This is a genomic window from Paenibacillus sp. 3LSP (genome assembly GCF_032465655.1).
GTDB lineage: Bacteria > Bacillota > Bacilli > Paenibacillales > Paenibacillaceae > Fontibacillus > Fontibacillus barengoltzii.
The window spans coordinates 12,747-25,041 of record NZ_JAWDJI010000072.1 but is presented as its reverse complement, the minus strand read 5'-3'; the positions used below and the strand labels follow the sequence as shown (position 1 = coordinate 25,041).

The 12,295-nt window shown below is 47.1% G+C and carries 8 protein-coding genes; all 8 read left to right on the top strand.

Annotation, left to right across the window (positions count from 1 at the left end):
- The first annotated feature begins 36 nt into the window (after positions 1-36).
- The 8 genes from RW092_RS05425 to RW092_RS05390 all read left to right on the top strand — a co-directional run bounded on the left by RW092_RS05425 (position 37) and on the right by RW092_RS05390 (position 12,287).
- Positions 37-2,490 carry a glycoside hydrolase family 31 protein gene (locus tag RW092_RS05425; protein WP_157268828.1) on the top strand — a complete coding sequence of 818 codons (2,454 nt, stop codon included), beginning with the start codon at positions 37-39 and terminating at the stop codon, positions 2,488-2,490.
- Complete coding sequence (locus RW092_RS05420) at positions 2,487-3,908, top strand: family 43 glycosylhydrolase (protein WP_316009724.1); 1,422 nt, start codon at positions 2,487-2,489, stop codon at positions 3,906-3,908. The genes RW092_RS05425 and RW092_RS05420 overlap by 4 nt, the downstream gene beginning before the upstream one ends.
- 151 nt (positions 3,909-4,059) lie before the next feature.
- Entirely contained in the window at positions 4,060-5,043 is a 984-nt protein-coding gene (locus tag RW092_RS05415) for an ABC transporter permease (protein WP_016313154.1), read from the top strand.
- A 16-nt stretch (positions 5,044-5,059) separates the two neighbouring features.
- Positions 5,060-5,941, top strand: a complete 882-nt coding sequence (locus RW092_RS05410; protein ID WP_016313153.1) for a carbohydrate ABC transporter permease — start codon at positions 5,060-5,062, stop codon at positions 5,939-5,941.
- Positions 5,942-6,004: 63 nt separating this feature from the next.
- Complete coding sequence (locus RW092_RS05405; protein ID WP_016313152.1) at positions 6,005-7,576, top strand: extracellular solute-binding protein; 1,572 nt, start codon at positions 6,005-6,007, stop codon at positions 7,574-7,576.
- A 133-nt stretch (positions 7,577-7,709) separates the two neighbouring features.
- Positions 7,710-9,461 (top strand): sensor histidine kinase, encoded by a 1,752-nt coding sequence (locus RW092_RS05400; protein ID WP_316009723.1) that lies wholly within the window; start codon positions 7,710-7,712, stop codon positions 9,459-9,461.
- Entirely contained in the window at positions 9,442-10,182 is a 741-nt protein-coding gene (locus RW092_RS05395; protein ID WP_085278401.1) for a response regulator transcription factor, read from the top strand. The genes RW092_RS05400 and RW092_RS05395 overlap by 20 nt, the downstream gene beginning before the upstream one ends.
- The gene (locus RW092_RS05390; RefSeq protein ID WP_316009722.1) at positions 10,179-12,287 is read left to right on the top strand and encodes a glycoside hydrolase family 36 protein; all 2,109 of its coding nucleotides are present in this window, start codon (positions 10,179-10,181) and stop codon (positions 12,285-12,287) included. The genes RW092_RS05395 and RW092_RS05390 overlap by 4 nt, the downstream gene beginning before the upstream one ends.
- Positions 12,288-12,295: the final 8 nt, after the last annotated feature.

Sequence of the window (12,295 nt, the reverse complement as noted above, 5' to 3'; positions counted from 1 at the left end):
CATTATATTAAAGCAAATCTATAAGGAAAGGTAGCGATGATTCTGAAGCTGACTCGATGGCAGGCCGAAGCAAATGGAATTCGATTGGACACTACTAATGGAATCATGCAAGTCGTCTTTTGTACACCGAGAATTGCTCGAATTCGTTATACCTTGGATTCGGATTTTAGCAGGAAACCGAGCTTCATGACGGTGGAGCGCTCGCAGAGTAGCAATGTGCAATTTAAGATCATAGACCACTCAGACGATCTGGAAATCACCACAGAGCTGCTTACGATCCGAGTAAACAAAACAACTTGTGCATTTAGCTATTGGGAGGCCGGCGGCAGACTGCTGACGAAGGAGCCGCCCCGAGGTGGAAAAACGCTTGAACGTACCGATGTCTACCGCACGATTTTTGATGTCTCAGCCGGTGAAGTTGCAACGGATCGCGGGGCAGACGGGTTCCGTGCACGTGCAGAGGGAAGCAACCAAATTTTTGACAGGACCGCCTACCATACGAAACTTGAGTTCGAATGGCAGGAGGACGAAGCGCTGTACGGACTTGGTTCACATGAAGAGGGCATGATGAATCTTCGAGGCAAACATCAATATTTGTACCAACAAAATATGAAGGCGGTTGTTCCAGCCCTAATCTCTACCCGAGGGTATGGTGTCCTGATGGACAGCTATTCTTTAATGAGTTTTCACGACGATTCCTTTGGGTCGTACATTTGGACTGATGTGGACGATGAAATGGATTTCTATTTTATCTACGGTCCGGAATTTGATCAAATCATCGAGGGGATTCGTCATTTGACAGGAGACGCACCTATGCTGCCCAAATGGGCATACGGTTACATCCAATCGAAGGAGCGCTACATATCCCAAGAAGAGTTGATCGATATCGCACGGGAATATCGAGAGAGAGAGCTGCCGATTGATGGGATCGTCCTGGATTGGCAGTCCTGGACAGGAGAGCTATGGGGGCAAAAGACATTGGATCCGCAGCGCTTTCCAGACCCTTCGGAAATGATGCGGCAGTTGCATGCGTTACACGTCAAGCTGATGGTATCGATCTGGCCGATTATGAAAGAAGGGGGCGATAACCATCGAGAGATGAGCGAGCATGGATATCTGCTGGGAAATCAGGCCACTTATGATGCGTTCACAGATGGAGCCCGACGATTATATTGGGAGCAGGTTCATGCGGGGCTATTCTCCCATGGAGTCGATGCATGGTGGTGTGACTGCACTGAACCGTTTGAAGCGGATTGGACAGGACAGGTCAAGCCGGAGCCTGAACAGCGAATGCTGATCAATACGGCTGAAGCGAAGCGTTATCTTGATCCGGAATATATCAATGCTTACTCATTGCTGCATTCCAAAGGAATTTATGAAGGTCAACGCTCTGTAACCGATCATAAACGCGTAGTGAATTTAACGCGCTCTGCCTATGCAGGCCAGCATCGCTACGGCACGATCACTTGGTCAGGAGATATATCCGCCAATTGGGAGACCTTGAGGAAACAGATTGCAGATGGACTTAACTTTTGTGTGACCGGGTCACCTTACTGGACGATGGATATTGGTGCATTTTTCGTTCGGAACCAAGAGAATCTCTGGTTCTGGAACGGCGATTACAACGAGGGAGTTGCGGATTTGGGATACCGCGAGCTGTATGTCCGCTGGTTCCAATTTGGAGCTTTTCTCCCGATCTTCCGCTCCCATGGGACGGACACGCCTAGAGAGATCTGGCGATTTGGTGAACCAGGGGATCTCTTCTACGAAGCATTGGTCAAATATTTGAAGCTTCGTTATAGGCTGATGCCTTATATTTATTCGCTTGCGGGGGCGGTGGCACACCGGTGCTATACGATGTATCGAGTACTCGCTTTTGATTATCGGGAAGATCCGAGAGTACATGATATCGATGACCAGTTCTTGTTTGGACCTGCCTTTCTTGTTGCGCCCGTGACAACCGCGATGTATTATGGACCCAATTCCCGTAAGCTTCACGATGTGAGGAAGATGCGACAAGTCTACCTGCCGAGTGGAGGTTGGTATGATTTTTGGACCGATGAACATCTTGAGGGCGGGAAGACGATCGATGCGAAAGCGGATTTGGATACGCTTCCACTTTTCGTGCGCGCCGGATCCATCATTCCCATGGGGCCAGATGTCCAACACACGGGGGAACAACCGGAAGCGATGCTTCTGCTGAAAGTATATCCCGGCCAAGATGGAAGTTTTACGCTCTACGAAGATGAGGGGGACACCTATCATTACGAGAATGGCGCTTATTCGATGATCGAGATGAGCTGGGACGATACGAACCGCAGATTGACGATAGGGCAACGCATCGGCAGCTTTCCAGGGATGCCGGAGCACAGACAGTTCATGGTGGAAATTGCCGGGAGAGCGGGTCAAATCGTCGTTTCTTATCAAGGAACCCCAGTCGTCGTTCAGGCGACCGAATTCAAAGTTCAAGGGAGAGATGAAGTGTTATGAAAAAACAAGGACTAAACCCCTACCTCCCATCCTGGGAGTATATCCCGGACGGAGAACCGTATGTCTTTGGCGACCGAGTTTACGTTTATGGATCGCATGATCGTTTTAACGGCCATGTGTTTTGTTTAAACGATTATGTATGTTGGTCCGCCCCCGTGGACGACTTGAGCGACTGGCGCTATGAAGGCGTGATTTACAAGAAAACCGATGACCCTTTAAATCCGGATGGGCGGATGAACCTGTTTGCGCCGGACGTCACGCGTGGACCGGATGGGCGTTATTATCTCTATTATGTTCTCGACAAGGTTTCCGTCGTTTCCGTTGCCGTCTGTGACACTCCTGCCGGAAAATATGAGTTTTACGGGTATGTCCATTATGCCGACGGCCAACGGTTAGGGGAAAGAGCAGGCGATGAACCGCAGTTTGATCCAGGTGTGTTGACGGAAGGCGATCGGACTTATTTGTACACCGGTTTCTGCGCTATTGGTGATCGATCGAGACATGGAGCCATGGCGACGGTACTTGGGCCGGACATGCTGACGATCGTGGAAGAGCCGGTATTTGTGGCGCCAAGCGAGCCTTACAGCCAGGGCACCGGATTTGAAGGACATGAATTCTTTGAAGCGCCTTCGATCCGCAAAAGAGGGGACACTTACTACTTCATATACTCTTCAATCGTGATGCACGAGTTGTGTTATGCAACCAGCAAATCCCCGACCAGCGGCTTTGTCTACCGAGGCGTGATCATCAGCAATAACGATCTGCATATCGATACCTACAAACCGGCGGAGAAGCCGATGTATTACGGCGGAAATAACCACGGAAGCATCGAGCAAATTGGCGATCAGTGGTACATCTTTTATCATCGTCATACCAATGGTACGGCGTACTGCCGACAAGGCTGTATCGAACCGATTGTCTTCCGGGAGGATGGGACAATCCCGCAGGCGGAAATGACATCTTGCGGCCCCAATGGAGGGCCGTTGCTCGGACAAGGGGAATATCCTGCTTATCTAGCATGCAATCTGTTCTGTAAGGATGAAGCGGTGTATACTGGCGGTTTTGGTTCGGGGGCATGGTTGGACAGCCGATTCCCCAAGATTACTCAGGATGGGAAAGATGGGGATGAAGAGGTCGGTTATATCGCCAATATGACGGATTCTGCCACGGCTGGCTTCAAGTACTTTCATTGCCAAGGGATCAAGAAGGTGAAAATCAAAGTACGGGGATACTCCAAGGGTGTCTTTGAAATCAAGACGGCTTGGGACGGCCCTGTTCTCGGAGAAATTCCGATTCAGTTTGCAAATATTTGGACGGAGTACTCCGCTGACATCCGTATTCCTGACGGTGTGCAGGCGTTGTATTTCACCTTTAAAGGTGAAGGAAGTGCAAGCTTCGCCTCCTTTACCCTTGAGTAATGAGCTAAATACTCCTTTCTGTTAACAGGAAGGAGTATTTTTTATCATCGGATAAGAGATAGATATTAAAAAATGACAACGCTTTCTTAAAAATGTTGGCTTACTCTGTCCCTTCGTCAGGGAGTAACCTATTAACAAGGGAGGGACACAAATGGATGTAGATACACAATTGGCAGGACCGACCGGAATAAACAAGAAGGCATCACAATTTTGGAAGCGTTTTAAAAAGCAAAAGGTCCTGCATCTTTTCGTTGGGCTGGGCATGATTTTTTTGCTGATATTCTCGTATACCCCGATGTTCGGCATCATCATGGCATTCAAGAATTATTCGATCTCCACAGGCATCAAAGGAATATTTACAAGTGAGTGGATTGGTCTTCAGCATTTTAGCGAATTCGTCAACGATTATCAGTTTGGCAACATTGTAAGGAATACGCTGGTCTTGAGTTTCTTGAAGGTCATATTTGCTTTTCCGGCTCCGATCCTCTTGGCTATCTTGTTAAACGAGGCAAAAAATCTTGGATTTAAGCGGGTTGTCCAAACCGTTAGTTACTTGCCGCACTTCATCTCTTGGGTCGTTGTTGTCGGGATTTCCTTTGCTTTGTTATCTACAGATGTTGGAATGGTCAACAAGGTGCTGTTGTCCCTCGGATTGATTGACAAGCCATTAGATATACTTACCAATCCCAATTATTTCTGGGGCTTGGCGGTGACTACGGCCGTGTGGAAAGAAATGGGGTGGTGGACGATCATTTTCTTGGCAGCCATCGCAGGCATTAATCCCGCTTTGTATGAAGCCGCGCAAATTGATGGCGCCGGAAGGTTGGCGCGTATTCGCCATATTACCTTCCCGGGGATGAAAGGAACGATCGTTGTCGTACTCATTCTTACCATCGGAAGTATTCTAGGCGGGGGATTAGTTGGATCCAACTTCGAGCAAGCTTATCTGTTCGGAAATAGTATTAACAATCCCACATCCGAAATCGTACAAACCTACGCATTTAAAGTCGGGTTAAAAGATGGACGGTTTTCCTACGCCGCAGCTATTGATTTGATCCAATCCGTTATCTCGGTCGTTCTGATCTTCTCTAGTAACTTCATCGCGAAGCGAACGTCCGGATCAAGTCTATTCTAGAAGGGAGAGGAAGACATTGACGCTAAGTCAAAGACAAAAAGACCGGATAATGGATACCGTAGTAAACCTCATCTTATTCATCATCATGCTATGCATGCTTTATCCGTTCTATTACGTTCTGATCCTCTCATTCAACAAGGGGACCGATTCGCTTCTGGGAGGGGTGTATCTTTGGCCTCGAACGTTCACTTTGGAGAACTACTCCCAATTCTTGAGCGATCCTCATTGGTACCAGGCTTTTCTAGTGACGATTGCAAGAACGTTATCAGGTACCATATTAGGTGTTTTATTCACTTGTCTAGTTGCTTATGGTCTCTCTCATCGAGATTTGCTTCTTCATAAATTCTATTTCACCGTGATCATCTTCGCGATGTACTTCTCGGGCGGCCTTATTCCTTATTATGTGGTTCTTCGCTCGGTTGGATTGTTGAATTCCTTTGGCGTGTACATTATTCCGTCCATGTTAAGTACTTTTTTTCTACTCATCGCGATCTCGTTTTTTCGTGAAATTCCTGGAGAACTCAAAGAATCGGCTCATATTGATGGTGCGAACGAATTCGTGATCTATTATCGGATCATTCTTCCCGTATCGAAGCCGCTGATCGCCACCATGGCGTTGTTTATGGGGGTGGGCCAATGGAATTCCTGGCTTGACTCTGCGTACTTCGTTCAATCGGAAGAATTACGGACCCTTGCCTTCCGCATGATGGAAGTCATCAACAGAAGTAATGCGCCGATGGACGCAATCGCCGTGGCTAACAGCGCGTCGGCGGGTGTCACGAGTTACTCCCTACAGGTTGCCGCCATGGTCATCTCTATCGCACCTATTGTTTGCGTTTATCCATTCCTGCAAAAGTTTTTTATTCAAGGTATCATGCTTGGTTCTGTGAAGGGTTGATTAATCCAATTGATATTAAAGCTTTGGCTTTAATATAAACTACAAGCTTGGAGGGGTGTTTAGATGAAAAAGAACAGGGGCAAGAGATTTACACTATTATCGCTGACCTTTGTGTTGGTCATCGCTTTGCTGTCTGCATGCGGTGGTGGTAAAGAGAATAGCAGCAGTCAGCAAGAAGGTGGTTCTACCAATACATCGTCATCTGCGAAGTCTGATGAAGTCACAGAGCTTTCATTATTTATTGATGCATCATGGTATCCAGTCAAAGAATGGAAGGGACCGATAGCTGAGAAAATCACGGAAAAAACAGGAGTCAAACTGAAAGTAACCGTTGCTACGGACGATAAGCAACTTCCGCTGATGATTTCTTCCGGCGACCTCCCGGATCTCGTCTTTACTTATGCCAATATTGACCGGATGTCGGATTCGAAGCTCTCCTATCCGTGGAACGAGCTGATCGAGAAATATGCGCCGGATTTCCAAATTGATAAAACTCGTATTGCCATCCATACCATGGATGATGGCAATTTCTATACTGTGCGCAACTCCTTTGCGACACAGGAAGAAATGGAACAGAACAAATACGCCATCGGCAGCGACGGAAACCCTGGTATTGCTGTTCGCGAGGATATCCTGCAAGAGCTTGGCAATCCGCCGATTAACTCGTTGGATGATTTCGTCAAAGTACTGGGTATGGTTAAAGAGAAGTACCCTGACATGGTTCCTCTCATTATGGATAAGGACTGGCTCGAGCAATATTTCCTGCAACAGTTTGGCGTCGAGGCGCTGTTGGATGGATGGTATGAACGTGACGGCAAAGTGGATTATGCCATCAGACAACCGGAGATGCTGGAATTCTTCAAATTTATGAACAGTCTTTATCGAAATGGGTATATTCTCGCTGAAAACTATACCTATACGAATGATCAGCTTGATGATGAATACGCCCTAAACGGAAAGGCATTTGCTCATAGTCATACCGTTAGTGTAGCGGACGCGGATAATATTAAAGCGCAAAATAATGGGAAACCATACAAGTTCAAAATGTTGCCTAGCGCTTTGTCAGAAAATGCGAAAATCGTCAGTACGGGACTTGGCTTTGCGGGTACCTTTATTACCAAGAAAAACAAAGATCCAGAAAAATCGATTAAATTCCTTCAATATTTAGCCAGCGACGAAGGCAAGAAATTAACGATGTTTGGTATCGAAGGTGAGCATTGGACTTGGAATGAAGAAGGATACCCGGACTTGAAGTATGACCCATCGGACGCAGATTTCATTAATAGCAATGGTATCAAGTGGTGGTACTTGTACAACGATGGCGTTATGGAGGGATTGCAAAGCTATGTTCCAGGTACCCAAAAGACGCAAGCCTTAATGGAACGAAAAGAGATTACGATCTACAAACCTCAAATTGGATTGATCCAGACGCAACCGGATTCCAAGGAGAAGACAACGAAAACCAAAATAGACGAGATGATCAAGAACGAAAAAGTGAAGATTTACCTCGCCAATTCCGAAGAGGAAGCCGTGGCTAATTATCAGAACATGATAAAAACGGCTGAATCGATGGGACTTCAGGAACTGGTTGATTGGGCGAATGAAATCTATCAGAAGAAAAAGGATTTGTTCTAATAATGTGAGTTATCGGTAGGGACTTAATGTCCCTACCGCACTTTTATCTGCTGCAGACTTCTTCCTGAAATGAAATGCTCATGGTAAGGTAACATTACAGTGCAGTTTCATTGCGTGAGGGGAGAATGGGGCCATGAGCATCATGCGTAAGATGATCTTCGGTTATGTGATTCTGATCTTTATTCCGGTCATTGTCTTTGGTTACCTATACTATTCTCAAATCTATAACAACTTGACGAAGCAATTTGTTGAAAGCCGACAGAAAATACTAGAGCAGGCTTATGCCAATCTCAAAACGGATTTTACCCGTATTCAATCCGTGCAACGAATGCTCCAATACAACCCGTATGTCACAGATTACCTGGATGGGATATACCAGACAGATGCTGAAAACGTTTATGTGTTTCTTCGTTATATCCGTCCGTTATATACCCAGTTGTTTTTTGCCCATCCGGAAATCAAATCGATTGAGATCTACAATATGAAGGACGATGTGTTCCCCATTCCGGATCATTTTTTGGACCGATCCCAACTCGACCCGCAGAGGGAGGAGATTGTCCGCGATTTGAAGGCGGGGAGCGGGATATGGGTCTTTGCTGATTCGAATACGTCGGAGTTGATCTATTATCAATATTTATACAATACTCAATACACGGAGAGGATCGGACTTCTGGAGATGCGGGTCAGCAGCCGCCTCATTGCTGATTTTTATAAAGGGGCAGGTGTTGAAGGGAACTGGGCAGCCGTACTCCTCCCCAAGGAAGGCGAACCGCGGATTGCGAACATAGGTGGAATCAATTTCAACGAGAAGACACTGCGGCAATTACAAGCAGAGGAGAGTCCGTTCTCGATTGATCGGAAGACGATTATCAACCAACTTGAAATAGATGAGCTTGGGGTTCGCCTGTTTGTCATTGGGGAAGTTCACAACGTATTTCAATCCATCAAGCAGAGAGAGCAAGTCATGGTGATGATCATTGTACTGCTGCTGCTTGTGTTGTCAGTAACTTATTATATGCTGGCTACCAACATTACCAAGCGCATTTTAAGATTGGCTCGACATATGCGCAACTTAGATGATGAAAATCTGAAGCAGCGTATGATCAAGCATGATCGGCTTAACTCCAATGATGAGATTGGTTTCTTGACGGAAACGTACAATGCGATGCTCCAGCGGATGGATGAACTGATTAACAATGTTCATCGTGCTGAGCTACGAAATAAAGAAGCCGCTTACAAAGTGCTGCAAGCTCAAATTAAACCGCATTTTCTCTACAATACCCTGGAAACGATTCGAATGATTGCTGAGTCCAACAATGACAAAGAAGTAGCCGATATTTCCTTTTGGTTCGGGCGGCTGATGCGTTATAGTCTCACGTCCGAGCAAGATGTAACCGTTCTCGAGAAGGAAATTGAAATGGTCACTTTTTATCTCAATATTCATCAAATGCGGCTACAAAGCAGGTTAACTTACGAGATTGATGTTGCTGTCAACGCGGATTCTATCGTTTGCCCCCGGTTTATTTTACAGCCGTTGATCGAGAATAGTGTCATCCACGGGGCTTCCGCCATTATACGCCCAGTACACATCCGTCTTCATGCCAGCGAGGACGAACGAGAGATACGGATCGTTCTTCAGGATAACGGGAATGGAATTTCTGCGGAGAAGTTAGCTGTCATACAGTCTCGGCTATCAGGTCATCACGTGGCAACAGAAGCCCAGTCCGAAGGAGGGGTGGGGCTTATGAACGTGAATGAGAGAATCAAGTCTTTCTTTGGCGGTGATTCAAGGATCGAGATCTCGAGTGAACCGGGAAAAGGGACGAGTCTCTGGATCTTCATCACGAAAAGGATGGAGGCTAACGATGAGAATATTGACGGTTGATGATGAACCATTGATTCTAAACGGATTAGTCAAGATCATCCGGGAAGCTGCGCCTTCAGGGACTGAAGTGCGAGAAGCGCTAAATGCGTATGAAGCGCTTGCGTTAATGAAGGACTTTGTGCCGGATGTTACGATAACCGATCTCAATATGCCTGAGAAGAATGGATTTCAGCTTATTGAGGAAGCCAAACAGTGCGGATGGTGCGATCGTTTCATTATCCTAACGGGCTACGATGAATTTGAATACGTACGTAAAGCGCTGCGTGCCGGAGTGGTTGATTACTTGCTTAAACCGATTGACAAGGTTGAAATCGCTTCTTTACTGGAGCGTGTCCAGGGAGAACTGCCAAGTGAAACTGATGCGGAATACACTTGCCATGCCCAACGTATTCTGGCGTACATGAAAACGCATTTCAGGAAGGATCTTTCACTTGACCATCTAGCGGATATGATGAATCTTCACCCGAACTATATCAGCAGTTTGTTCAAAAAAGAAACCGGCCACACCTTCGTGAATTATCTGAATATGCTCCGGATTAAAGAGGCCCAGAAGCTGCTATTGGCAAAACGTGACCTTCCGGTTAGTGCCATTGGGCAACAGGTCGGATATGATAACAAGCATTACTTTACGAAGGTGTTCAAGAAGTATACAGGCACGACGCCGGGCGCCTATCGAAATAGCGAGCACTTAGGTCTTATTGAAGGGGGGATGGAATCATGATCTTGAAAGATCATACTTTCGGCGATATGATTGCGCGCTATGTGAAAGATGAACATACGGAGCAAGTCGGGTTAATGTTATTACCGCAAACGACAGTATCGCAGGTACGCCCAAAGAAATTTAAGATCGATCCATTAGTGCAACTCAAATTTGTCGGAGATGCGTATCCTGGTGCTTTTGCTCACGGTCATTCCATGCGAGGCAGCGGAACGATCGACGGGCTGAAGTTTGAAGAGTTCCGTGAAATTGGGCGCGACGACGGCACAACCGTCGTTGCTGGATGGCGCAGCTCCAATTCATGCAGGATCGAACATCACTTACTCCATTATGAAGGATATCACGCATTGGAGTCTTACACGGTCATCCGGAACGACAGCGAGGTGCCCGTGACCTTAGAAATGCTCTCCTCCTTTTCGATCACAGGACTCACTCCGTTTGCAGAAGATGATGCTCCTGAAACTCTCTTCTTTCACCGTTTATTAAGCTCATGGTCTGCGGAAGGACGTCTCGTGTCCAGCGCCATTGAAGATTTGAATCTTGAACCGGCTTGGGCACCGTTTGGAACACGATGCCTGCGATTCGGCCAAGTAGGTTCCATGCCAGTACGCGGATATTTCCCGGTTGCATTTATGGAAGATACCGGTTCCGGCGTAACCTGGGGCGTTCAAATCGCTCATCCTGCCTCTTGGCAGATCGAAGTCGGAAGAACAGATCAGGCTTTATCAATGTCGGGTGGATTGGCGGACAGAGAATTTGGCCATTGGACCAAGACGCTCGAACCAGGTGAGACGTTTCAAACCCCCAGTGCTTATCTTACAACCGTAGCAGGCGGTGTGGACCGTGCTGCCGCGCGATTAACCGGGATTCAAGCCCGTTCACTACTCCATGGTCCGGCTGTGGAAGAAGATTTACCGATTATCTTTAACGAGTATTGCACAACCTGGGGCTCCCCGACAGCCGAAAATCTTCATCAAATAGCCGAACAACTCAAAGATAAAGGGATTCGTTATCTTGTGATCGACAGCGGCTGGTATAAGAAAGAAGGAACGAACTGGTACAACAGTATGGGGGATTGGGATATCAGCCCCATCGCATTTCCCGAAGGATTCAAGCCCACTGTCGAACATATTCGAAAATGCGGGATGATTCCCGGGATCTGGTTCGAGATCGAGGTATGTGGTGCGGAGTCCACGGCATTCCATTGGGTGGATCATCTTCTTAAACGTGATGGATTGCCGATTACGACGGGGGGGCGGCGGTTCTGGGACTTCCGAGATCCCTTTGTCTTTGCCTATTTGAAAGAGAAAGTGATTGGTCTCATCAAACATTATGGCTTCGGATATCTGAAAATCGACTATAACGATAGCCTCGGGATCGGTTGTGACGGTGCAGAATCGCTTGGTGAAGGATTGCGTCAGCAGATGCAGGCAGTCCAGGACTTCTTCCGGTTAATCAAACAGGAAGTGCCGGATCTTGTCATTGAAAATTGTGCCTCTGGTGGACACCGTCTGGAGCCTACCATGGTTGGATTAACAAGCATGTCGTCCTTCTCGGATGCACACGAATGTGAGGAAATCCCGATCATTGCGGCAAATATGCATAGAGTGATTTTACCGAGACAAAGTCAGATCTGGGCTGTGCTCAGGAAAAATGACAGTTTGCAGCGATTGGTATACTCGCTCGCCAGTACAATGCTTGGCAGAATGTGCTTATCCGGCGACATTCATGAGCTGAATCCGGAACAGTGGAATAAGGTAGATGAGGCGATTTCCTTCTATAAGCTTGTATCTCCAATCATTAAGGAAGGAACGACGAATCGTTTCGGACCTCGGGTGCCCAGCTATCGCCATCCTCGAGGATGGCAAGGGATCACACGCACCTCTGTAGACGGATCTCAATTGCTGGCGGTCATTCATACCTTTGGAGGCGACAATCCGGAATGGATCAGACTTCCGCTTCCTGGAGCTGGGCACTACCAAATCAAGCAGGTCTTTTCAGATGGAAACGCGGATGTCAACGTGGAGGGCAGCGAGCTCATTTGTCGCTTAAGTCAACCCTTTTCTGCCGTCTGTTTACTTCTTACGGAAAAGTCCGATGCAGAATGAAAGGAATG